The sequence below is a fragment of the Streptomyces venezuelae genome (assembly GCF_008642315.1).
Classification (GTDB): domain Bacteria; phylum Actinomycetota; class Actinomycetes; order Streptomycetales; family Streptomycetaceae; genus Streptomyces; species Streptomyces venezuelae_D.
The window spans coordinates 1,523,265-1,545,282 of record NZ_CP029192.1; the positions used below are offsets into that span (position 1 = coordinate 1,523,265).

At 71.7% G+C, this 22,018-nt stretch carries 19 protein-coding genes and 1 pseudogene; 5 read left to right on the top strand and 15 right to left on the bottom strand.

Going from position 1 to position 22,018, the window contains the following annotated elements; genetic code table 11:
- The first annotated feature begins 4 nt into the window (after positions 1 to 4).
- Positions 5 to 1,234 (top strand): multiple monosaccharide ABC transporter permease, encoded by a 1,230-nt coding sequence (mmsB, locus tag DEJ48_RS06320; protein WP_223831930.1) that lies wholly within the window; start codon positions 5 to 7, stop codon positions 1,232 to 1,234.
- Positions 1,235 to 1,376: 142 nt separating this feature from the next.
- Positions 1,377 to 3,113, top strand: coding sequence for a chitinase (locus DEJ48_RS06325; protein ID WP_223831931.1), 1,737 nt, complete (start codon positions 1,377 to 1,379; stop codon positions 3,111 to 3,113).
- Positions 3,114 to 3,222: 109 nt separating this feature from the next.
- On the opposite strand, the gene DEJ48_RS06330 is transcribed toward DEJ48_RS06325, so the two are convergent.
- The 14 genes and pseudogenes from DEJ48_RS06330 to DEJ48_RS06395 form a co-directional block, all read right to left on the bottom strand.
- Entirely contained in the window at positions 3,223 to 3,801 is a 579-nt protein-coding gene (locus DEJ48_RS06330; RefSeq protein WP_150215228.1) for a GAF domain-containing protein, read from the bottom strand.
- 122 nt (positions 3,802 to 3,923) lie between these two features.
- Entirely contained in the window at positions 3,924 to 4,664 is a 741-nt protein-coding gene (locus DEJ48_RS06335) for a metallophosphoesterase (RefSeq protein WP_150215229.1), read from the bottom strand.
- Positions 4,661 to 4,915 (bottom strand): hypothetical protein, encoded by a 255-nt coding sequence (locus DEJ48_RS06340; protein ID WP_150174055.1) that lies wholly within the window; start codon positions 4,913 to 4,915, stop codon positions 4,661 to 4,663. The genes DEJ48_RS06335 and DEJ48_RS06340 overlap by 4 nt, the downstream gene beginning before the upstream one ends.
- The gene (locus DEJ48_RS06345; RefSeq protein ID WP_223832437.1) at positions 4,912 to 5,520 is read right to left on the bottom strand and encodes a hypothetical protein; all 609 of its coding nucleotides are present in this window, start codon (positions 5,518 to 5,520) and stop codon (positions 4,912 to 4,914) included. The genes DEJ48_RS06340 and DEJ48_RS06345 overlap by 4 nt, the downstream gene beginning before the upstream one ends.
- 304 nt (positions 5,521 to 5,824) lie before the next feature.
- Positions 5,825 to 6,076: pseudogene (locus tag DEJ48_RS06350) on the bottom strand (SDR family NAD(P)-dependent oxidoreductase); the annotation flags it as partial.
- A gap of 173 nt (positions 6,077 to 6,249) precedes the next feature.
- The gene (locus tag DEJ48_RS06355) at positions 6,250 to 6,753 is read right to left on the bottom strand and encodes a DUF5709 domain-containing protein (RefSeq protein WP_150215231.1); all 504 of its coding nucleotides are present in this window, start codon (positions 6,751 to 6,753) and stop codon (positions 6,250 to 6,252) included.
- Between the two features lie 107 nt (positions 6,754 to 6,860).
- Positions 6,861 to 7,247, bottom strand: a complete 387-nt coding sequence (locus DEJ48_RS06360) for a VOC family protein (protein WP_150215232.1) — start codon at positions 7,245 to 7,247, stop codon at positions 6,861 to 6,863.
- Positions 7,244 to 7,537, bottom strand: coding sequence for an ArsR/SmtB family transcription factor (locus tag DEJ48_RS06365; protein ID WP_150215233.1), 294 nt, complete (start codon positions 7,535 to 7,537; stop codon positions 7,244 to 7,246). The genes DEJ48_RS06360 and DEJ48_RS06365 overlap by 4 nt, the downstream gene beginning before the upstream one ends.
- A gap of 37 nt (positions 7,538 to 7,574) precedes the next feature.
- Complete coding sequence (locus DEJ48_RS06370) at positions 7,575 to 8,300, bottom strand: class I SAM-dependent methyltransferase (protein ID WP_150215234.1); 726 nt, start codon at positions 8,298 to 8,300, stop codon at positions 7,575 to 7,577.
- A 144-nt stretch (positions 8,301 to 8,444) separates the two neighbouring features.
- Positions 8,445 to 10,919 (bottom strand): SpoIIE family protein phosphatase, encoded by a 2,475-nt coding sequence (locus DEJ48_RS06375; protein ID WP_150215235.1) that lies wholly within the window; start codon positions 10,917 to 10,919, stop codon positions 8,445 to 8,447.
- A gap of 177 nt (positions 10,920 to 11,096) precedes the next feature.
- A complete protein-coding gene (locus DEJ48_RS06380; RefSeq protein ID WP_223831932.1) occupies positions 11,097 to 13,613 on the bottom strand; it encodes an MFS transporter in 2,517 nt (838 codons plus the stop codon).
- Positions 13,614 to 13,834: 221 nt separating this feature from the next.
- Complete coding sequence (locus DEJ48_RS06385) at positions 13,835 to 14,278, bottom strand: SRPBCC family protein (protein WP_150215236.1); 444 nt, start codon at positions 14,276 to 14,278, stop codon at positions 13,835 to 13,837.
- A 96-nt stretch (positions 14,279 to 14,374) separates the two neighbouring features.
- Positions 14,375 to 15,622, bottom strand: coding sequence for an arsenic transporter (locus tag DEJ48_RS06390; RefSeq protein ID WP_150215237.1), 1,248 nt, complete (start codon positions 15,620 to 15,622; stop codon positions 14,375 to 14,377).
- A gap of 96 nt (positions 15,623 to 15,718) precedes the next feature.
- On the bottom strand, positions 15,719 to 16,267 hold the full coding sequence (locus DEJ48_RS06395) for a GNAT family N-acetyltransferase (RefSeq protein ID WP_223831933.1): 549 nt from the start codon (positions 16,265 to 16,267) through the stop codon (positions 15,719 to 15,721).
- A 249-nt stretch (positions 16,268 to 16,516) separates the two neighbouring features.
- Between DEJ48_RS06395 and DEJ48_RS06400 the strand changes: the two genes are divergently transcribed.
- Both DEJ48_RS06400 and DEJ48_RS06405 read left to right on the top strand, forming a co-directional pair.
- On the top strand, positions 16,517 to 17,551 hold the full coding sequence (locus tag DEJ48_RS06400; protein ID WP_150215239.1) for an Rv2578c family radical SAM protein: 1,035 nt from the start codon (positions 16,517 to 16,519) through the stop codon (positions 17,549 to 17,551).
- Between the two features lie 121 nt (positions 17,552 to 17,672).
- Positions 17,673 to 19,226, top strand: coding sequence for an alpha/beta hydrolase (locus DEJ48_RS06405; RefSeq protein WP_150215240.1), 1,554 nt, complete (start codon positions 17,673 to 17,675; stop codon positions 19,224 to 19,226).
- A gap of 31 nt (positions 19,227 to 19,257) precedes the next feature.
- On the opposite strand, the gene DEJ48_RS06410 is transcribed toward DEJ48_RS06405, so the two are convergent.
- Positions 19,258 to 19,845 (bottom strand): adenylosuccinate lyase, encoded by a 588-nt coding sequence (locus DEJ48_RS06410; RefSeq protein ID WP_150215241.1) that lies wholly within the window; start codon positions 19,843 to 19,845, stop codon positions 19,258 to 19,260.
- A gap of 355 nt (positions 19,846 to 20,200) precedes the next feature.
- Between DEJ48_RS06410 and DEJ48_RS06415 the strand changes: the two genes are divergently transcribed.
- The gene (locus tag DEJ48_RS06415) at positions 20,201 to 21,982 is read left to right on the top strand and encodes a 3-hydroxyacyl-CoA dehydrogenase family protein (RefSeq protein ID WP_150215242.1); all 1,782 of its coding nucleotides are present in this window, start codon (positions 20,201 to 20,203) and stop codon (positions 21,980 to 21,982) included.
- The last annotated feature ends 36 nt before the right edge of the window (positions 21,983 to 22,018 follow it).

Consider the following 22,018-nt stretch of genomic DNA (forward strand, 5'->3'; position numbering starts at 1 on the left):
CGCCATGACGACCACGACCAAGCCCGCGCGCGACACGACGTCCGCGCCACCCGCCCGGCCCTCCGTCGGCGAGCTGCTGCTGCGGAGCGTCCGCTCCCACATGCGCCAGTACGGCATGCTCATCGCCCTGGCGTTCATCGTCGTCCTCTTCCAGATCTGGTCGGACGGCGTCCTGCTCCTTCCGAGCAACGTCTCCAACCTGATCCAGCAGAACGGGTACATCCTGATCCTGGCCATCGGCATGATGATCGTCATCATCGCGGGCCACATCGACCTGTCCGTCGGCTCGCTGGTCGCCTTCGTCGGCGCCATGTCGGCGGTGATGATGGTCAAGCACGACATGCCGTGGGTGCTGGCGCTCGTCCTGTCGCTGCTGATCGGCGCGGTCGCGGGTGCCTGGCAGGGCTTCTTCATCGCGTACGTCGGCATCCCGTCGTTCATCGTGACGCTCGCAGGCATGCTGCTGTTCCGCGGTCTGACCCAGATCGTCCTGGAGGGCCAGTCGCTCTCGCCGTTCCCCGACGGCTTCCAGAACATCGCCAAGGGGTTCATCCCGGAGATGGGCCCGTACACGCAGTACCACAACCCGACGCTGGTGATCGGCTTCGCGACGATCGTGTTCGTGGTCTTCCGGGAGTGGCGCAGCCGCAAGCAGCAGCTGACGTACGACCTGGACGTGACGCCGACGAGCCTGTGGGTGGCCAAGCTGGTGGCGATCACCGCGGCCGTCGTCGCCTGCACCCTGACCCTCGCGAGCTTCCGCGGTGTGCCCGTGGTGCTGCTCATCATGTGCGGTCTGCTGATCGGTCTCGGCTACGTGATGCGCAACGCGGTGATCGGCCGGCACGTGTACGCGCTGGGCGGCAACAAGGCGGCGGCGAAGCTGTCCGGCGTCAAGGACAAGCGCGTCACCTTCCTGATCTTCGTCAACATGGGCGTGCTGGCGGCGCTCGCGGGCTGTGTCTACGCGGCACGCCTGAACGCGGGCACCCCGCAGGCGGGGCTGAACTTCGAACTGGAGGCGATCGCGGCCTCGTTCATCGGCGGCGCGTCGATGAGCGGCGGTGTGGGCACGGTGATGGGCGCCGTGATCGGCGGTCTGGTCCTCGGCGTGCTCAACCAGGGCATGTCGCTGGTCAACATCGGCACGGACTACCAGCAGGTCATCAAGGGTCTGGTGCTGCTCGCGGCGGTCGGTTTCGACGTCTGGAACAAGCGCAAGGTCGGCCGCTGACCTCCGCCCCCGGCAGGGGCTCTCCAGCAGGTTCCCCTCTCCTGACATCTTGACAACCCGATTGGTCTGGACCAACGATGCGCACAGCAGCGGTGGCCACCGTCGTTCACATCCGCTCCTCACCTCTTCCTGGAGGCACCCCGTGGACCGTGTACGTCAGGGCAGACCCGGCTTTCGCCGGAGACTCGGCGCGGTGATCGCCGTCGGTGCGGCGAGCGCACTCGCCGTCACCGCACTCGCCGCGCCCGCGCAGTCGGCGGACGCCACACGGGCCGGCGCCGCGGCGGCGGACGTCAACGTCGCCAAGAACGCCGGGTTCGAGTCGGACCTGAGCAACTGGACCTGCGCCGCCAACAGCGGTGCCGCCGTCACGTCACCCGTGCACGGCGGCACCAAGGCGCTGAAGGCCACCCCCTCGGGCCAGAACCACGCCGAGTGCTCCCAGATCGTCAAGGTGAAGCCCAACTCGACGTACAAGCTGAGCAGTTGGGTGCAGGGCGGCTATGCCTACCTGGGCGCCCGCGGCACCGGCACCACCGACGTGTCGACGTGGACGCCGGGCACCTCGTCCTGGCAGCAGCTCTCCACCAGCTTCACCACCGGCGCGAACACCACGTCGGTCACCGTGTACACGCACGGCTGGTACGGGCAGAGCGCGTACTACGTCGACGATGTGAGCGTCTTCGGGCCCGACGGGGGCGGCGGCACCGACCCGGTCGAGATACCGGCCGTGCCGGCCGGTCTCGCGGCGGGCACGACGACGTCCACGTCGGTCGACCTGTCCTGGTCCCCGGTGTCCACGGCCACCGGCTACACCGTCTACCGGGACGGCACGAAGGTCGCCTCGGTCAGCGGCGCCTCCACCACCGTCACCGGCCTCACCCCCGAGACGACGTACAGCTTCCAGGTGAGCGCGTCCAACGCGGCCGGTGAGTCGGCCAAGTCGACGGCCGTGACCGCGCGGACCACCAAGGGCGGCGGCGGGGACGGCGGCACGGTGCCCAAGCACGCGGTGACCGGCTACTGGCAGAACTTCAACAACGGCGCGACCGTGCAGAAGCTGCGCGAGGTGTCCTCGGAGTACGACATCATCGCCGTCTCCTTCGCCGACGCCACCAGCACACCGGGCCAGATCACCTTCAACCTGGACCCCGCCGTCGGCTACGCCTCCACCGCCGACTTCAAGGCGGACATCGCGGCGAAGAAGGCCGCGGGCAAGTCCGTGATCCTCTCGGTCGGCGGCGAGAAGGGCACCATCTCCGTCAACAGCGACGCCTCCGCGACCGCCTTCGCGAACAGCGCGTACGCGCTGATGCAGGAGTACGGCTTCAGCGGCGTCGACATCGACCTGGAGAACGGCCTCAACCCCACCTACATGTCGAAGGCCCTGCGCCAGCTCTCGGCGAAGGCGGGCCCGAAGATGGTCCTGACGATGGCGCCGCAGACCATCGACATGCAGTCCACGTCCGGCGGCTACTTCCAGACGGCGCTGAACGTGAAGGACATCCTCACCGTCGTCAACATGCAGTACTACAACAGCGGTTCGATGCTCGGCTGCGACGGCAAGGTCTACAGCCAGGGCAGCGTGGACTTCCTGACCGCGCTCGCCTGCATCCAGCTGGAGGGCGGCCTCGACGCGTCGCAGGTCGGGATCGGCGTCCCGGCGTCACCGCGCGGCGCGGGCAGCGGATACGTCTCCCCGACGATCGTGAACAACGCCCTCGACTGCCTCACCCGAGGCACCGGCTGCGGCTCGTTCAAGCCGTCGAAGACGTACCCGGCCCTGCGCGGCGCCATGACGTGGTCGACGAACTGGGACGCCACGGCGGGCAACGCGTGGTCGAACGCGGTCGGCCCGAAGGTGCACGGCCTGCCGTAGCGAACGACGGCCGACGGACATCCTCCTCCCCCCCGGGGGGTGAGAGCGGGCACCCCCTCGCTCGCTCCCCCTGAGGGCCTCGCGCACGGGCGTCTTGGAGACCCCGAACTCACCGGTGAGCTCCGTCTAGACCAGTGGCCTCCCCGGGCTCGACTCGCCGCTGAGGATGCGGGCGACGCGGCAGGCCGATGGTGGCCGCGTCGGCGAACGCCTGGGCCATGACGAGGTCGTCGGCGGGCAGCGGGCTGTCGGTGGCGCGCAGGAGCAGCATGCTGCCGAGCGTGTCCTCGCGCAGCCGCATGGGGACGGCACTCGCGTACGTGTGACCGGCCTCGCGGGCCAGGGCGGTGCAGTCCTGCCACTCCGCGGGGGCGGTGGCGAGGTTGCCGGGGCTGACGGTGCTCGCGGTGCGGTAGGCCTCCAGGGCCGGGCCTTCGCCGAGAGCGAGTTCGAGGACCGCGGCCAGGGTGGGGCTGGGGTCGCACGGGGCGGGGCTGTACAGCTCCGGTCCCGGGAAGGCCAGCAGGACGGCGACGTCGGCGACCGCGAAGATGTCGCGGCAGCGAGCGGTCAGCTGCCGCAGGAAGTCGATGACATCGAAGTCCGCGACGAGGGTGCCGGCGAGTTCGACGAAGGTTTCGGCGATCTTCTTTCTCGGCTCATGACGCCTTGGCTCCTCGGTGCGCACCGCACAGCCCACTCACGGTGCCGACCTTCGTCAGGCGTACCGGCTCCGGAACACAGCCACGTTCCGTATTCGGCGACTACTCCCTATGGCCCCTGTGAGGGAACGCCCGTAAGGAAGTCCGGTTACGCCCGGGCCGGGTGGCGGTTTTTCAGGTGGTACACGCCGAACGCCTTGCGGATGACGGGCTGGGCGACGTTGCGGACCGGAACGCCGCCGGTGGTCATGCCGTGTTCGGTGCCCGCGTGTGCGTGGCCGTGGACGGCCAGGTCCGCACCCGCCGCGTCGACCGCCTCCGCGAGCAGATAGCTGCCGAGGAACGGGTAGATCTCCAGGGGCTCCCCCGCGAGGGTGTCCGGCACGGGCGCGAAGTGCGTCAGCGCCACTCTCGTACCGCATCCCTGCTCGGCGAGGTCTTCGAGGGAGGCGCGCAGACCGTCCGCGCAGCGGCGGGTGTAGCGGATGAACTCCTTCATCAGGGGCTCCCCGAACTCGCTGCCGCTGCGGCCGACGAAGCCGCCGCCGAACCCCTTGGTGCCCGCGATGCCCACACGCGCCCCGTCGACCTCGACGACCGTGCCCTCCCCTTCGAGGACCCGGACGCCCGCCTCGCGCAGGACAGCGGTGACCGCTTCGGGCTGTTCGTCGTGGTGGTCGTGGTTGCCGAGCACGGCGACGACGGGCACGGGCAGACCGGTCACCTCCCGCGCGACCACCTCAGCCTCCTCCGGCGTGCCGTGGCGGGTGAGGTCCCCGGCCAGCAGCAGCAGGTCCGCGCAGTCGGGCAGTGTCTCGAAAGCGGGCCGGAGCACGCCCTGGCTGTCGAGGCCCATGTGGATGTCCCCCACGGCTGCGATGCGGATCATGCCAGTTCCTCCGGGTGGTCCGGGGCCGCGGATTCGGCGACCACGACGTCGAAGTGGACCGTCTCGCCGTCCAGTTCCTCGTTCACGGTGCGCAGCAGCTCGTCGCGGCAGTGGGTGGTGGGCACGGTTCCGACGACCGCCACGGACGATCCGCGGGGCTCGACGCGGATGCCGAGCTCGCCCAGTTCCTCCGCGGCGAGCCGCTCCTTCAGATGGGCGATGCGGTACTCGACGTGGGCCGGGTCGTTCATCCGTCTCCTCCTCGCGGTGCGATGACTTCCAGACGTTCGAGCAGGTAGAGGAAGGCCGCCGGCATCGGTGCGTCACCGAACGCGTCGCGCAGCGACTCCCAGTCGACCCTCTCGCGCAGCAGCCGGGCGATCGGCAGCACGGCGCCGAAGTCGCAGTGGTGCTCGGAGAAGGCGGCGAGCAGTGCCCGTACGAGGTCCGTGGGGGCGAGGACCGGCATCTGCACGGAGTCCACCGGCAGCTGCACGGCACGGCCGAGCAGCTCCGAGGTGACCGGCTCGCCGCCCAGGACGAAGATGAGGTCGATGTCCTGGCCGAGGCACTTGGCCTTGAGCAGCCAGTCCTCGGGCGGCGCGTACACCGTCAGGCCGGCCTCCTCCAGGGTCGCCGCGACCGCTTCGGCGTTCTCGGGCCTGACGCAGAAGTCGGCGTCGTGCTGGAGGTTGCCGGTCCCGCCGTGCGCGTACACGGCGACGCTGCCGGCGAGGGCGAAGTCGTGCCCGCCTCTCTTGAGGAGGGCACCGACCTGTTTGGCGGCCTCCAGGATGGCCTGATTGAGGTCCGGCGGGAGATCGTCCGCGGGCAGGTCGTGGTGCGCCGCGGGCAGGTCGCGGTGCGGGGAGCCGCCCGCGTACGGTGCCTGCGCGCCCTGCGCGTCGGGGGCGGTGCCCTGTCGGGTGAGGTCTTCTGCGTTCGGCGTCACCTGCTGCTCCGTTTCCGGACACCGGCGTCCGCACCCGCACGGAACGTGCGGATCGTGCGAGTCGGCGATGTCCGACGATCCCTGCTCCAGGCAGCTCCGGTACCCGGGCCGCCGGGTTCGACACGGGCCGGTTGCGGCCCGGGCCCGCGGGTCGGTCTCAGGGACGGCGCCACTCGTCGCTCCGCAGATGCGAACCGGCCTGGGGTCGGCGCTCGGCGAGGTCGTCGACGACGTCCGCGGCAGCGGGCAGCCGGGTCAGGTCCATTCGGGCGACGGCGGCGCGCCGTCCGTGCCGGCCCACCTCCTCGGCGGTCCGCTGCGCACCGTCCTCGTCGCTGTGCCAGGTGATCCCTACGTCCATCCCGGCGGCGGCGAGCCGGACGGCCGTGGCCCGGCCGATGCCGGAGTCCGCGCCGGTGACGACGGCCACGCCGGGACCGGATGGGGTGGGGACGGTCATGGAGGCCCTCCTGCTCGTGGAACGGATCACGCGTCGCCCTCCGTCCAGCTTCGGACAGAGCGCCGCGTGCCGCCTGCCCGCGAGCGCCGGGACACCGGGGAGCGCCCGCCGGGTACCCGGCGCGGACGCCGTCACCCGGAGTCCGGCGGCGCGGAAGGGCCCGTCGGCCGTGTTCAGTCCCGGTCGTCCCGCGCCGACGGCAGGTCCTCGTCGGAGACGATGTGGACCGCGGCTTCCTCGGCGCCGGCCGCGCCGCCGTCGATGCCCTCGTCGCGGGCGAAGACCTGCTTGTCGACGTCGGTGTGGGCGCCCTCGTCGGGGGCCACCAGACGGCCCGCGCGGTCCTGTCCGGCCTCCGGGTCCATGGGCTCGCCCTCGCCGTCCGGCAGGTCCCCGATGCCGTCGCGGCCCGGACGCTCCGCGTCGGGCACCTCCTCGTCGGGGACTTCCTGCCGCAGCCGCTCGTCGAGCGACTCGCCCTCGTGCTGCTCCGCAGCCGTCGTGCCCGTCCTGGTCACGCCGAGCGGCTTCTCCGGCGGCGAGTAGCCCTCGTCGAGCATGTCGTCGTACGTGCGCTCGTCCAGCGCGTCCTGCAGGTCAAGCGGCGCCGCGTCCGCCTGCTCCTCGTTGTCGCCGGTGGGCTGGTAGGCGTCGTCCGCCATGTTCTGGTCGCTCATGACTACCTCGCGCTCGGGGGTCCGTTTTGTCGCGCTCGCCCTCTGATGGTCGCGCACAGCCCTTCGTAGTGCCCGCGACGCACTCCCCCAAACGATCAGCCGAGCCGTCAGGCCGTGTGCATGATCTGGATCAGGTTTCCGCAGGTGTCGTCGAGGACCGCGACGGTGACGTCGTCCATCTGGAGCGGCTCCTGGGTGAAGTACACGCCGAGCCCGCGCAGCCGCTCGAACTCCGCGGCGACGTCGTCCACGGCGAAGGCGGCGGCCGGGATGCCGTCCTCGACCAGCGCCGCCTTGTACGGCTTCACCGCCGGGTGCCCGTCGGGCTCGAGGAGGAGCTCCGTCCCTTCGGGGTCCTCGGGCGAGACCACGGTCAGCCACCAGTCCTCGCCGACCGCGACCTTGTTCTTCTGCCGGAAGCCCAGTACGTCGGTGTAGAAGGCCAGGGCCTTGAGCTGATCGTCGACGAATACGCTGGTCAGGTTGATCCTCATGGGGTGCTCTCCGTTGTCTCGGGACCGATCCATCTGGTCATGACGCGTTCGAGGGGGGCCGTGTCGAGGTCGTGGTACTTGTAGCGCCCCTGGCGCCGCGCGTGGACCAGACCCGCCGATTCCAGCACGGCCAGGTGCTGGCTGACCGCCTGACGCGACAGCGCCGGTCCGGGCCCGGTCAGCAGCCGCGAGCAGATCTCGAACAAGGTCTGGCCGTCCCTCTCCACGAGCCCGTCGAGGATGCGCCTGCGGGTGGGGTCGGCCAGCGCCTTGAAGACATCCTCATCCATGACCAGAGCATATGCAAGCAGCGACTTGCCTAACAAGTCAGTGCCCGGCCCCGATCACCAGCCACCTCGACGGCAGCTCGATGCGCGTGCCGTCGGACGTGAACTCGGTCGTGGTGAGCGGGAGTTCACCGGAGGCCAGCACCACGAGCCCGGCCGCCTCGACGTACGAGCCCACCGACGCGTCCTCGACCTCGGCGGGCGCGAGACCGTGCGCGAAGATCGGCGCCAGCTTGGGCGGCGGCCCCGCGGGCCCCTGCGCCAGGCCCATCAGGACGGGCCGCGCCGCCTCCGAGGGCTCCACGACGAAGGCGCGGCCGCGCTCGCCGAGCAGCGTGGCGATGCTGTCGAGCAGGGGCTGCCGGTCGGCGGGGTCGCACTGGTGGAGTACGCCCCGCATGTAGATGTTCGCGTCGCCTATCTCCGCGTGGAGCTGCTCCGCCTCGCTCTTCTCGACGGCGTCGAGCTCCCGGAAGTCGACCTGGTCGGCGGGGTCAGCGCGCCGGGCGTGTTCGAGGGCGGCGGCCGACAGGTCGACGCCGAGCACGCGCGGGAAACGGTCGGCGAGGAACCGCGTCTGGGTGCCGTTGCCGCAGCCGAGGTCGACGACAGGAAGACCGACGGCGGTCATGTGCGGTTCGAAGAGCGCGAGATGGAGGCCGGCGGTGAGGATGGGCTCGGCGTCCCAGAAGACCGCCCCCGGCTCGTCGGGGGCCTCCCGCCAGAACCCTTCCCACGCCGCCCTGTACCGACTCGTGACGCTCATGTCCGTGCTCCCCGGGGTGCGACGAAGCCGCCGAAGCCGACGACAAGATCGGTCTACCGCGCTCCGGTCGCACGGACAAGCGCCCGCGCGTTCCTTCACCGTGCATTCGATGCGCCGACGCGAGGGGAGCCGCCGGCACAGGCCCTACCGTCGCGGCAGCGCCAGTTCACACCAGACCGTCTTGCCCGCCCGCGTGCGACTGGTCCCCCACTCCTTCGCGAGACCGCTCACGACACGCAGGCCACGCCCGAACTCGTCCGTCGGGCCCGCGCTGAGCAGCGTCGGCAGGGTCTGGTCCTCGTCCTCGACCTCGCACACCAGGACCCCGGAGCGGACCATGCGCAGGTCGATCCGGCTGCTGCGGGAGTGGCGCACGACGTTGGTGACGAGCTCGCTGACGACCAGCTCGGCGGTGTCGCCCAGCCCTTCCAGGGACCAGCCGCGCAGCTGGGCGCGGACCATGTCGCGGGCCCTGCCCACCTCCGCGGGGTCGACGGCGAGCCGCCAGTGCGCGACGTTCTCGGCCGGGATTCCGTTGAGCCGCGCCATCAGGAGCGCCACGTCGTCCTTGCGGCCGCCGCGCGTGTTGAGGGCACGGATGATGGTGTCGCAGGCGTCGTCCATGGAGGCGGCGGGGTGCGCGGCGGACTCGGTGAGCGTGGCGAGGCCGACGCCGATGTCCTCGCCGCGGACCTCGACCAGGCCGTCCGTGCACATCAGCAGCCGGTCGCCGGGCGCCACGCGCATCGTGACCGACTCGAAGGGCACACCGCCGACGCCGATGGGTGCCCCGGTGGGCAGGTCGAGGAGCTCGCTGCGGCCGTCCGCGGCGCGCACCAGGACGGGCGGGATGTGTCCGGCGTTGGCGAGGTACAGCTCGCTCGCGATCGGGTCGTAGACCGCGTACAGGCAGGTCGCCAGGTAGTGCTCGCCGAGGCGCTGGGCGAGGTCGTCGAGGTTGCGCAGGAGCTGCTCGGGTGGCAGGTCGAGGGCGGCCATGGTCTGCACGGCCGTGCGCAACTGGCCCATCATCGCGGCCGAGTTGAGGCCATGGCCCATCACGTCGCCGACGACGAGGGCGGTTCTGGAGCCGGGCAGCTTCACCGAGTCGAACCAGTCGCCGCCGACCCGGCCGAGGAGCGTGCCGGGGAGGTAGCGGGTGGCGATGTCGCAGCCGGGCATCCGGGGCTGGATGTGCGGCAGCATGCTGTCCTGCAGGGTGTCGGCGACGCTCTCCTGGTACGTGTACATGCGGGCGTTGTCGAGCACGAGGCCCGCGCGGGCGGCCAGTTCGGCGCCGGTGACGCGGTCCATGTCGTTGAAGACCGGCCGCTCCCGGTGGCGCAGCAGGATCATGAAGCCGAGCACCACGTTGCGCGCCTTGAGCGGGACGACGAGCATCGAGCGGTGGTTGATCAGCGGCCGGATGTCCCGCTTCTCGAACTGCGAGGCGATGGCATTGCCCATCTCCTCTGAGATGCGGGGCACGAGCACCGGGTCGCCGGACGTCATGCACTGGAAGAACGGCGTGTGGGCGGGGAACGGCATGGACTCGCCGACCGGCACCACGTCGTCCCAGCGGCCCGGCTCGTCGGTGTGCTCCACCGCGACCCGGTGCCACATCGTGGTCTCGTCCGGCGGCCCCTCGGGAAAGCCCTCACCGGCGACGACCTGCTCGCGCAGATAGGTGCCCGCGACGTCGGTGAAGCGCGGCACGACCGCCCTGCTGACCTCCAGGATGGTCCGTGACAGGTCGAGCGACGAGCCGATCCGCCCGCTCACCTCGTTGAGGAATTCGAGGTGCTCGCGCACGGCCGCGTACTCGAGGTCCTCGCCCTCGTCGTCGACGGCGTCGGGGGCCACCGGGAGCCCTCGGGCGGCGGCCTGCGCGGCGCGCTGCCTGCGCTCCTTGCGTTCGGCCCGGCGGGCGACGCCCCAGTCCGGGGTGACCGGCACCCGGTCGTGGTGGCTGAACTCCAGGACGGGATAGCCGAGTTCGAGCACCTGGGCGACGATGCGGGCGCTCTCCCCCACGCTCATGCTCGGCAGGATCTCGGGGAGGCGGCCGGCGAGCTCGTCCGCGCCGGGGAAGTCCGTGTGCAGGGCGAAGCCGGGCGCGATGCGCTCGACCCGCACGTCCCGCTCGCTCCGCGCGTTCCGTTCCGTGTCTCCGTCCGGGCCGCTCCCGGGCTCGTCGGCCGCCGCCAGACGCGCGGCGTCCGCCGCGAGCACGAGGAGCCGCTCGGGTCCCGGCCCGATCAGCGGGTACGCCCACCAGAGCACGTCGACGCGGCAGTCGCCACCGCTCCTCGATCCGGTGAGCCGCGCGCGCCCGGCGGCCGGGTAGGAGATGCGCCGGTCGAGGGAGGTCTCCAGGTCGGGTCCGAGCCCGTCGAACGCTCCGTAGGACTCGCGGTCCTCGGGGATGGCGCCGTGCACCGGGAGCAGGTCGCCCACCGGACGGCCGACGGCCTCCTCCTTCTCGTACCCGAAGAGGCGGCGGGCACCGATGCTCCAGTGCGAGACGAGTCCGGCTCCGTCCACGACGACCACGGCGAGTGGGATGCGGCCGGACGCGGCACTCTGCGTCGGCGGCTCGCCCGGAGTGCCTTGCTCCATGGCTCATGCTCCTTCCCGCGGCAGCGCAAGATCTGAGCCGCCACCAACCACCGTACGGCGGTCGCAGGTTGCCGTGCGGGGCATTGCGGGAATTGGCCCGGACCGCCAGGGCACCGGCGCACGCCCCCATGGGGCGCCCCGCCGGTGCCCGTCGCCGCGCCCCGCCGCCACAACGCCTCAGTCCTCGTGACCGAGCTGCAGGTCCCGCTCCGTGCGGCCGCCGCCCGCGACCTGGAGGACGGTGGCGACCGGCGGGTAACCCGCCGCGATCACGGTGTACTCGCCCGACGACAGGTCGACGAAGCGGAAGGTGCCGTCCGCCTGGGTGGTCAGGGTGTCGACGACGTTCCCCGCCGCGTCGAGCAGGGTCACCCGCGCGTCCTCGACGGGCCGTCCGCCGCCGGCGCGGACGGTGCCGCGCAGCACGGCGCCGCCCGCGAGCTCGACGTCCTGCCGCGTCTCGCGCGAGGCCTGCACGGTGACGGGGAGCGCGGCGGGGCGGAACGCGGGGGCGCTCGCGGCCAGGGTGTACTCGCCGGCCACCAGCTCCGTGATGACGTAACTGCCCTCGCGCCCGCTGCGGGTGGTGGCGACGACCTCACCGCGGACGTCGGTGAGGGTGACGGCGGCGTCCCTGACGGGCGTCCCGTCGGCGGTCACCACGGTCCCGGCGAGGCGGCCCGCCCCGCCGAGGACCACGTCGAGCTCGACGGGCCGCTCCCCGACGGTGACGGTGACGGCCTGCGGCTGGTGCCCGCCGGCCGCGGCGATCAGTACGAACGAACCGGCGCCCGGCGTCGCGAGGGCGTACCGCCCGTCCTCGCCGCTCGCGCCGCGCCCGATCTGCTGTCCCGCCACGTCGATGAGGGTGAGGGCCGCGCGCGGCACCACGGTGCCGTCGGGGTGCTGCACGGTGCCGCAGACCGGGACCCCTGCGGTGTACGTCGCCGTGCGGGCCTGCGGGACGGCCCCGGCGGTCGCGGCGTCGGCGGCGGGTGCGTTGGTGGAAGTGGCGCTGGACAACAGGGGGGTCTCCTTGAGGAAGAAGGCGAGCAGCATGCCGAGGACGAGCACCGGCACCAAGTAGAGGAAGATCCGCGGCATCGCGTCCGCGTAGGCCTGGATGTAGCCGTCGCGCAGCGGCGCGGGCAGCGTGTGGACGAGCTGCGGGGTGATGGACTCGGCGTCGGGCAGGGCCGCACCGGAGGCGGCGGGGAGCCGGTCGGCGAGGGCGTCGGCGAGGCGGTCCGCGAAGAGCGTGCCGAAGATCGCGGCGCCCACGCTGCCGCCGATCTGCCGGAAGTAGTTGTTGGCGCTGGTGGCGGTGCCGAGGTCGGTGGGGCGGACCGCGTTCTGCACGGCGAGCACGAGGACCGGCATGACCAGGCCGATGCCCGCGCCGAGCACCGCCATCCAGATGCTGTACTCCAGGCGGGACGTGTCCACTTCGAGGCGCGAGAGCAGCCACATGCCGATGACGGAGAGGACCCCGCCGACGATCGGGTAGATCTTGTAGCGGCCGGTGTGGCTGATGAGCTGCCCGGAGATGATCGACGCCCCGACGATGCCGCCCATCATCGGCAGCATGAGGAGGCCGGACTCGGTGGCGCTCGCGCCGTCCACCATCTGCAGGAAGGTCGGCAGGTAACTGGCCGCTCCGAAGAGGGCGATTCCGATGACCATGCCTACAAGACTGGTGATGTTGAAGACCGGATCACGGAACAGGCGCAGCGGAATGATCGGTTCTGCCGCGAACTTCTCGGCGACGAGGAAGAGCACGCTCGCCACGACCGCACCGGCGCCGAGCCCGAGGATCACACGGTCGCCCCACGCGTACTCGGTCCCGCCCCAACTGGTCAGCAGGACGAGGCAGGTGGAGGCGGCGGCGAGCAGCAGCGCCCCCAGGACGTCGATCCGGGCCTTCGCGGTGGGCCTCGGCAGCTTCAGGACCAGCGAGACGACGAGGAGGGTGACCAGCCCGAAGGGCACGTTGAAGTAGAAGCACCAGCGCCAGGAGGCGTGGTCGGTGAAGAAGCCGCCTAGCAGGGGGCCCGCGACCGACGCGAGGCCGAACGCGGCGCCGATCAGGCCCATGTAGCGGCCGCGCTGCCGGGGCGGCACGATGTCCGCGATGATCGCCTGGACGCCGATCATGAGGCCGCCCGCGCCGACGCCCTGGACCGCGCGGAAGGCGATCAGCTGCTCCATCGTCCGCGACCAGCCGGCGAGCGCCGAGCCGATGATGAAGATGACGATCGCGAACTGGAAGACGCCCTTGCGCCCGAAGAGGTCGCCGAGCTTGCCGTAGATGGGCAGGCCGATGGTGGAGGTGAGCAGGTAGGCGGTGATCGCCCAGGACATCTTGTCGAGGCCGTGCAGCTCACCGACGATCTTCGGGAGCGCGGTGGCGACGATCATCTGCTCCAGCGCGGCGAGGAGCAGCGCGAGCATCAGCCCGACGAACACCATCCGGACGCGGCCGGGGCTGAGGTGCTCGGCCGCGGGGGCGTGGGGCGCGGGTGATGGGTCGGGGGGCGCGGGTGACGCCTCTCCGGAGCCCGGACCGCCCGCCCCGAATTCTGTTCGGCCGTCCCTCCGGCCGTTCGCCCGGCCGTCCGGCGCCGGGGCCGTGCCGGCCACCTCGTGCTGCCGTTCGTCCTGCTCGGCGACCTGCACCAGCGTCGTCCCGCCCACGTACTGCTCCCCTCGTCGCGCTTGCGCCGCCCATTTCTCGCATTACGCGACAACTGGGAGCAAGCGCGACGAGTCGGCGTCGTGTGGGGCCTCGCGGGCGTATGCGCCGGTCGGAGCCCTACGGCGTACAACGGAGCCGAACAGAAAACCACTCGAAACGGTGAGCGTGACAACAACCCTGATGGCCTAGGCGGGAGTTGGCCGCCCGCCCGTCGTGGGAACTACTTCTCCACCTCGGCGGCGAGGTTGGCGAGCACGGTGTCGTAGATGCGCCCGAGGCCCTTGGGCGCGAAGGTCTTCTCGAAGAAGCCGCCGATGCCGCCCGCGCCGTTCCACACGGTGGTGACGACCACGCGGGACTTGCCCTCGCCCGCCGGGGTCACCGTCCAGGTCGTGACCATGGAGGAGTTGCGGTCCTTCTCGACCAGCTCGCCGTCGGTGGGCTCGCTGACCTCCAGGAGGCAGTCGCGGATGCGCTTGCTGGTGGCCTGCAGCTTCCACTGGACGAGGGTGCCTTCTCCGTCGCCGCCCTCGCGCACCTCGTACTCGCTGAAGTGCTCCGAAAGGAGCTTCTCCCGCGTGCCGTTGTAGTCGGCCAGCGCGTCGAAGACATCGTCCGGCTGCGCCGTGATGATCCGCTCGGTGACCGCCTCGACCTGCGCCATTGCACTTCCTCCAGCAGTTGTGACTCGGGGGCTTCGCGGAAAGCCAACCACCCGGTGCACCGGCCTCCCAAATCGGGTCCCCGGCAAGGGGCGCGCTCAGCCGGGCAGGACCCGCAGGGAGACCCACAGCGCGAGCGTGGACAGGACCAGGGCGGCGGGGGTGGTGAGGAGTCCGAGGCGGGTGAACCGACCGAGGCTCACGTCGTGTTCGTGCTGGTGGGCGATGCGGCGCCAGAGGAGCGTGGCGAGCGACCCGGCGTAGGTGAGGTTGGGTCCGATGTTCACGCCGATGAGCACGGCGAGCACGGCTCCGGGTCCGGCGGGGGCGGCCAGCGGGACCAGGGCGAGGACGGCGGGCAGGTTGTTGATCAGGTTGGCGAGCAGCGCGGCGACGGCGGCGGTGCCGAGCAGCGCGGGCAGCGCGGTGCCGTCGGGCAGGACCCGGCCGAGGGCGTCGCCGAGGCCGTTGTCCACGACGGCCCTGACGACGATGCCGAGGGCGAGGACGAAGGCCAGGAACGGCAGCGAGGCCGAGCGCAGGATCGCCACGGGTGTCGTACGACGGCGCAGCAGGGCCCGGACCGCGAGGACGGCCGCACCGGCCGCGGCCGACCAGGCCGGTTCGATGCCGAGCGCGGAGGCGACGGCGAAGCCGGCGAGGGTGGCCGCGACGGTCACCAGGGCGAACTTCGGCATCCGCGGCGGTCGTGCGGGCTCGGTGCCCTCGGCGGGTGCGGCGAGGTCGGCGGCGAAGAAGCGTCGGAAGACGGCGTACTCGACCGCGATGGCGACCAGCCAGGGCAGCGTCATGAGCAGCGCGAAGCGCGTGAAGCTCAGCCCGGTCGCGGTGAAGGCGAGCAGGTTCGTCAGGTTGGAGACGGGCAGCAGGAGCGACGCGGTGTTGGACAGGTGGGCGCTCGCGTAGACGTGCGGGGCGGGGCGGGCGCCCATGCGGGCGGCCGTGGCGAAGACGACCGGTGTCAGGAGGACCACGGTGGCGTCCAGGCTCAGGGTCGCGGTGATCACCGAGGCCAGGGCGAATACGGCGCCGAGCAGGGTGGTGGGCCGTCCGGCGGCACGGCGTGCCATCCAGCCGCCGCAGGCGTGGAAGAGCCCTTCGTCGGCGCAGAGCTTGGCGAGCACGAGGACGCCCGCGAGGAATCCGATGACGGGTCCGAGCCGGGCGGCCTCCTCCCGTACGTCGTCAAGGGGGATGGCCCCGGCCAGGATCACGACACCGGCGGCGGGCACGGCGAAGGCGGCCTCGGGCCAGCGGAAGGGGCGGACGACGGCGCAGACGAGGACGACGGCCAGGGCTGCGACGGACAGGGACTCGACGAGCATGCTTCCGATCATCCATCGCGCGGCGGTGGCGCCCGACAGCGGATCGGGTGGAAGGGGCCCGGCGGCGGTCCGTGCCGCCGCCGGGCCCGGGGTCCGCTACTCCGGGGACGGTGCCGCTTCCGGCGCGTCCGTGCGGTACAGGGCCGTCGTCCCGTCGCTGCTCCAGCGGTGCAGGCCCGCCTTCTCCAGGACGCGGACGGAGGCCTCGTTGCCGAGTTCCACCTCGGCGTACACGACGGTGACCTCGGGTGAGGTCAGGGCGTGTGCGACGAGGGCCCGTACGGCTTCGGGGGCGTAGCCGCGGCCGCGGCGCGAGGGCACGACTCCGTAGCCGAACTCGACCGAGCCCTCGCTCGGCGGCCACAGCAGGCTGAGAGAGCCGACGACGGTACCGCCGTCCCGTTCGACGATCAGCCGGTGGCCGTGCGCTCCGGGGTCCTGCGGCCCGTCGGCGATCTGCTGGGCGATGACGCTCGCGATGACGCGGTCGCCGTCGGCGGGGAAGTCCTGCGCCCAGTGCGTGGGGCGCCGGCCCGCGAGGACGTCGGCGACCTCGTCGGCCGTCCAGGCCCGCAGGGTGAGGCGTTCGGTCGACAGCTCGGCGGCGGTGGTGGTGGCGGTGCTGCTGGAAAGAGAAGAAGACACGCGACTCTCCAGGTCGTTTTCGACGACCGGGTCGCTCGTGACGGCCTGTTCCTCGGGCTCGTTCTCAGGCTCGCGCGACCCGGCCAAGGGCATGCTGATGACGCGTACGGCGGGCCATATTCATCAACCTCCCTCGTCGCAGCGGTGTCGCGCGGGTCGCGCTTGACGGAACGCTATCAAGAGACCGGGGGTCGCACGATCAAGGGAACGTATGTTCTATTCTGTGGTCAGTGCTACCGAGGAGGCGTCATGCGCTGGGAGAACCTTTCCGACGGGCCGCGCCGTGGCACCGCGGACGCCGCGCTGTTCGGCGCGGACGCGGTGACGACGAGGGTGTTCGACACCCCCGAGTTCAGAGGGATCACGTTCCACGAGATACGTGCCAGGTCGATCGTGAACCGCGTGCCGGGCGCGTCCCGCATGCCGTTCGAATGGACGGTCAACCCCTACCGGGGGTGCACGCACGCGTGCGTCTACTGTTTCGCGCGCAAGACGCACAGCTATCTGGACCTGGACACCGGCCTCGGGTTCGACAGCCAGATCGTCGTCAAGGTCAACGCCGCCGAACTGCTGCGGCGCCAGCTCGCCTCGCCGCGCTGGCACGGCGACCACATCGCCATGGGCACGAACGTGGACTGCTACCAGCGCGCGGAGGGCCGGTACCGGCTGATGCCGGGGATCATCGCGGCCCTGCGCGACCGCGGGAACCCGTTCTCCATCCTGACCAAGGGCACGCTGATCCTGCGCGACCTGGACCTGCTGCGACAGGCCGCCGCGGTGACGGACGTCGGGATCTCCGTCTCGGTGGGCTTCGTCGACGAAGGGCTGTGGCGCACCGTCGAGCCGGGCACCCCGGCGCCCGAGCGCCGCCTCGACGCCGTGCGCACCCTCACCGAGCACGGCATCGGCTGCGGCGTCCTGATGGCACCGGTCATCCCCTTCCTGGGCGACCACCCGGACCAGCTGCGCGCCACGGTGCGGGCCGTCGCCGAGTCGGGGGCGACCTCGGTGACGCCGCTGGTGCTGCATCTGCGGCCCGGGGCACGGGAGTGGTTCATGGCGTGGCTCGGCCGCCACCACCCGCACCTGGTGCGGCGGTACGAGCGGCTGTACGCGGAGGGCGCCTACGCCCCCAAGTGGTACCAGCGCCGCATCACCCGCCAAGTGCACGAACTGGCCGAGGAGTTCGGCATCGGGCCCTCGCGCGCGGGCGCCGCCCGACGGATCCGGGTCCCCCACGCGCCCGAGCCCGCCGCGGGACCCACTCAGCTCACGCTTCTCTGACCGGCTTGGCCCGTTCGGGTTGTTCCCGGCCGGGACGGGCGCTCAGGAGGAGGGCGGTCCGGCAGGATGCGCCGGAGATCGCGGCCCCCCGGGCCCCGAACCCGCCGCTCTGGGAGGCCGGATGAAGAAACATGCCCTCGTACTGTGCACGGTCGCCGCCGTGACGGCGGCGCTGGCCGCGGCGGTGCCGCCCGCGTCGGGAGTCCCGGCCGAGCGCGGCCCGCTGGCATGGAAGAAGTGCGCCACCAAGGACCATCCCACGCTCCAGTGCGCGTCCCTGAAGGTGCCACTCGACCACCAGGAGCCCCACGGACGGCAGATCACCCTCGCCCTGACCCGCGTCCCGCACACCGCCGACACCTCCCAGGGGCCGCTCCTGGTGAACCCCGGCGGCCCCGGCGGCAGCGGACTGTCGATGGCCGGGTTCGTCGCGAAGTCGCTGCCCGAGAAGGCGGCCGCGCAGTACGACATCGTGGGCTTCGACCCGCGCGGGGTCGGCAGGAGCAGGCCCGCGCTCAACTGCAGGCCGGGCCACTTCGACCCGGTGCGCCCTGCCGCCGTCCCCGCCACCGCCGCCCTGGAGCGCGCCAACCTGCGCAGGGCGCGGGCTTTCGCGAAGGCGTGCGGCGAGAAGTACGGCGACGTCCTGCCCTTCATCGACTCGGTGAGCGTGGCCCAGGACATGGACGACATCCGCGCGGCTCTCGGCGCCGAGCGGATCAGCTTCTTCGGCTACTCCTACGGCACGTATCTGGGAGCCCTCTACGGAAGGCTCTATCCGCACCGGGTGCGGCGCATGGCGCTCGATTCCCTCGTCGACCCCACGGGCGTCTGGTACGACTCCAACCTCCGCCAGGACCGGGCCTTCGACGAGCGCCACAAGGCGTTCATGGCCTGGATCGCCCGTCATGACGCGGCCTACGGACTCGGCGAGAACCCTTCGGGCGTCGAGGCCAAGTGGTACGAGATGCGCGAGGCGCTCGCCGAGAAGCCCGCGGGCAAGAAGGTGGGCGCCGCCGAACTGGAGGACACCTTCCTGCCCGGCGGCTACTTCAACGGCTACTGGCCCCGCCTGGCCAAGGCGTTCGCCGCGTACGTGAACGACGGGAACGGCAAACCGCTCGTCGCCGCGTACGACACGTTCGGCGCGGTCGACGCCGCGGGCGAGAACGGCTACAGCGTCTACAGCGCCGTGCAGTGCCGGGACGTGCAGTGGCCGCGCGACTGGCGGACGTGGCGCGAGGACAACGACCGGACGCACGCGCAGGCACCGTTCACGACCTGGAACAACGCCTGGTACAACGCTCCGTGCGCTTTCTGGCCGACGCACCACCTGAGCCAGCCGGACGTCGCCAACTCCGAACTGCCGCCCGTCCTGCTGTTCCAGGGCACGGACGACCCGGCCACCCCGTACGACGGAGCCGTCAACCTCCACCGCAAGCTGCGGGGCTCCCGCCTGGTGGTCGAAGAGGGCGGCGGGAACCACGGCGTCACCCTCAGCGGAAACAAGTGCCTGGACCGGCACTTGGCGGTGTACCTGACGACCGGCAAGGTACCGACCGGCGACGGCGGCGTCGACGCGGTCTGCGAGGCCGGCCCCGACCCGAAGCCGCAGGCCCCGACGAAGGCGAAGCCGAGGGCACTGTCACACCCGTGGTCCACGATGGGTGCATGAGCCGACGCACCCGCCACCGGCGCCGTCCCCGTCAGCCGGTCCTGCCGTCGTCCTGCGGGAGGCGGGCCAGGGCCGCCGACGCCGCCGCCGCGAGGCGGGGGTGGCCTCGGGCGGCCGTCAGGACCGGCCTGGCGCGGGCGTCGCCGAGTGCTCCCAGGCCCTCCACGCAGGCGAGCGCGATCTTGCCGAAGGGGTCGTGCGGCGCCAGTCTGCGCTGCAGCGTGGTGATCAGCGCGGGCGCGGACTCCGGGGCGCGGAGCTCGGTGAGCAGACGCACCGGGTACAAGGCGTAGGCGACGCGGAGTTCGTTCGTCGCGAGGGCGGCGGCCGCGCGTGCCGTGCGCGGGTCGCCGAGGCGGGCCAGGGCGTGGGCCGCGGCGGCGCAGCGTGGTGGGTCCCGGTGGTTCAGGAGGAGGACGAGCGACTCGAAGGCCCTGCGGTCACCCGCGACGCCGAGTCTGAAGGCGGCCAACTCCCGGGCCCACAGAGGCTGCCCCGGTGAGACGAGCACCTCGGCGAGCTCGTCGGGATCCTCCGCGGCGAGCAGCCTCTCGTACTCCTTGGATCCGCCCGCCTCCGCCCGTAAGCGTTCCGTCACCGTCCGCGACTCCTCATCCATGGTCGCGAGCCTAAGCCTTATCCGTGGTCGCGATGTAGATCACAGACACGGGAAAACATCGCGGGCTGGCGCGCTCGTTACTCGCCGGTTAGTCTCATGTGAGCGGGGCACACTCCTCGTAGCAGTTCCTTTCTCGCGGTGGCCTGGTGACGCAGCCGCCGTGAGTGTCTGGTCGGTTCGGTACATCACGTACCTCAGTACGACGTGGCTCCGGGACAGAGCCGGTCGACTCCCCCTCACCGGGCGTGCCCTGCGCGCCGCCCGGACGCGACACCACTTCCCGCTCGCCGTGCGGCAGTTGACACAGCCGTACCCGCGCGCCCCTCAGTCGTCACTCTCTTCCTGGAGTCCACGCATGGACGCTCCCCTGAACACCGTCGCCGTCATCGGCCTGGGCACGATGGGCACCGGCATCACCGAGGTCCTGGCCCGGGCGGGCCGCGAGGTCATCGGCATCGACATCTGCCAGGCCGCGGCCTCCCGCGCCGTCGAGTCCCTGGAGGCCTCGACCGCCCGCGCCGTGCGCCGAGAGCGCCTCACCGAGGAGGAGCGCCGCGGCATCCTCACCCGCTTCCGCACCTTCACCGACCTGCGTGCCGCGGCCGACGCCGACCTGGTCATCGAGGTCGTCCCGGAGTCGTACGAGGTCAAGCAGCAGGTCGTCCGCGAGCTCGACGCCGTCGTGCGCCCCGGGACCATCATCGCGACCGGCACCAACGCGCTCTCCGTGACCCGTCTCGCCGCAGAATCGCAGCGCCCGGAGCGGGTGTTGGGCCTGCACTTCTTCAACCCGGCGCCCGCGATGAAGCTGGTCGAGGTCGTGTCGTCCGTGCTGACCGCGCCCGCCGCCGTCGCCGCGGTGACCGACCTGGCGCTCGCGCTGGGCAAGGAGCCCGTCGCGGTCGGCGACCGGCCGGGCTTCGTCGCCGACGGACTGCTCTTCGGCTACCTCAACCAGGCCGCCGCGATGTACGAGGCGAAGTACGCGTCCCGCGAGGACATCGACGCGGCGATGCGGCTCGGCTGCGGTCTGCCGATGGGGCCGCTCGCGCTGCTCGACCTGATCGGCGTGGACACCGCCCGCACGGTCCTGGACGCCATGTACGCCGAGTCGCAGGACCGCCTGCACGCGCCCGCGCCGATCCTCAGGCAGCTGAGCGAGGCGGGGCTGACCGGCCGCAAGGCGGGCCGCGGCTTCTACACGTACGCGGAGGCGGGCAGCCCGGAGGTGGTGCGCGACGCGCTGACCCCCGTGGAGGACGAGGAGCGCGCGCCGGGACGCACGGTCCGCTCGGTCGGCGTCGCGGGCTCGGGGACGATGGCGTCCGGCATCGCGGAGGTCTTCGCCAAGGCGGGCTTCTCCGTGGTCCTCGCCGCGCGGACCGAGGAGAAGGCGCAGACCGCGAAGTCCCGGATCGGGAAGTCCCTGTCCCGCTCCGTGGACAAGGGCAGGATGACGGCGGAGGCGGCGGCGCAGACGCTGGAGCGGATCACGCCCGCGGGGTCGTACGAGGCGTTCGCGGACGTCGATCTGGCGCTGGAGGCCGTCGCGGAGGACCTGGACATCAAGCGGCAGCTCTTCGCGACGCTCGACAAGGTCTGCAAGCCGGGCGCGATCCTGGCGACCACGACGTCCTCGCTGCCGGTCGTCGCCTGCGCCCGCGCCACCTCGCGGCCGCGCGACGTGATCGGCATGCACTTCTTCAACCCGGCCCCCGCGATGAAGCTGGTCGAGGTGGTCCGCACGGTGGTGACGACGGACGACGTGCGGGCCACGGTGCGCGAGGTGTGCACGAAGATCCGCAAACACCCGGTGGACTGCGGCGACCGTGCCGGCTTCATCGTGAACGCGCTGCTGTTCCCGTACCTGAACAACGCGATCAAGATGGTCGAGGAGCATTACGCCTCGCTGGACGACATCGACGCGGCGATGAAGCTCGGCGGCGGCTACCCCATGGGCCCCTTCGAGCTCCTGGACGTCGTCGGCCTGGACGTGTCGCTGGCCATCGAGAAGGTCCTGCACCGCGAGTTCCGCGACCCGGGCCTGGCCCCGGCGCCGCTGCTCGAACACCTGGTGGCCGCGGGCTGCCTCGGCCGCAAGACGGGCCGTGGCTTCCGCGAATATGCGCGGCGCTGAGCAGGCCGAGGAGCGACCGGGGGAACGGACGGACTG

What these genes read in the sequence shown, in the direction of transcription:
- mmsB (WP_223831930.1), top strand. Translation starts at nt 5, where the DNA reads ATGACGACCACGACCAAGCCCGCGCGCGACACGACGTCCGCGCCACCC.
- DEJ48_RS06335 (WP_150215229.1), bottom strand. Translation starts at nt 4,664, where the DNA reads ATGATCCGCATCGCAGCCGTGGGGGACATCCACATGGGCCTCGACAGC.
- DEJ48_RS06340 (WP_150174055.1), bottom strand. Translation starts at nt 4,915, where the DNA reads ATGAACGACCCGGCCCACGTCGAGTACCGCATCGCCCATCTGAAGGAG.
- DEJ48_RS06355 (WP_150215231.1), bottom strand. Translation starts at nt 6,753, where the DNA reads ATGAGCGACCAGAACATGGCGGACGACGCCTACCAGCCCACCGGCGAC.
- DEJ48_RS06360 (WP_150215232.1), bottom strand. Translation starts at nt 7,247, where the DNA reads ATGAGGATCAACCTGACCAGCGTATTCGTCGACGATCAGCTCAAGGCC.
- DEJ48_RS06365 (WP_150215233.1), bottom strand. Translation starts at nt 7,537, where the DNA reads ATGGATGAGGATGTCTTCAAGGCGCTGGCCGACCCCACCCGCAGGCGC.
- DEJ48_RS06370 (WP_150215234.1), bottom strand. Translation starts at nt 8,300, where the DNA reads ATGAGCGTCACGAGTCGGTACAGGGCGGCGTGGGAAGGGTTCTGGCGG.
- DEJ48_RS06375 (WP_150215235.1), bottom strand. Translation starts at nt 10,919, where the DNA reads ATGGAGCAAGGCACTCCGGGCGAGCCGCCGACGCAGAGTGCCGCGTCC.
- DEJ48_RS06385 (WP_150215236.1), bottom strand. Translation starts at nt 14,278, where the DNA reads ATGGCGCAGGTCGAGGCGGTCACCGAGCGGATCATCACGGCGCAGCCG.
- DEJ48_RS06390 (WP_150215237.1), bottom strand. Translation starts at nt 15,622, where the DNA reads ATGCTCGTCGAGTCCCTGTCCGTCGCAGCCCTGGCCGTCGTCCTCGTC.
- DEJ48_RS06400 (WP_150215239.1), top strand. Translation starts at nt 16,517, where the DNA reads ATGCGCTGGGAGAACCTTTCCGACGGGCCGCGCCGTGGCACCGCGGAC.
- DEJ48_RS06405 (WP_150215240.1), top strand. Translation starts at nt 17,673, where the DNA reads ATGAAGAAACATGCCCTCGTACTGTGCACGGTCGCCGCCGTGACGGCG.
- DEJ48_RS06410 (WP_150215241.1), bottom strand. Translation starts at nt 19,845, where the DNA reads ATGGATGAGGAGTCGCGGACGGTGACGGAACGCTTACGGGCGGAGGCG.
- DEJ48_RS06415 (WP_150215242.1), top strand. Translation starts at nt 20,201, where the DNA reads ATGGACGCTCCCCTGAACACCGTCGCCGTCATCGGCCTGGGCACGATG.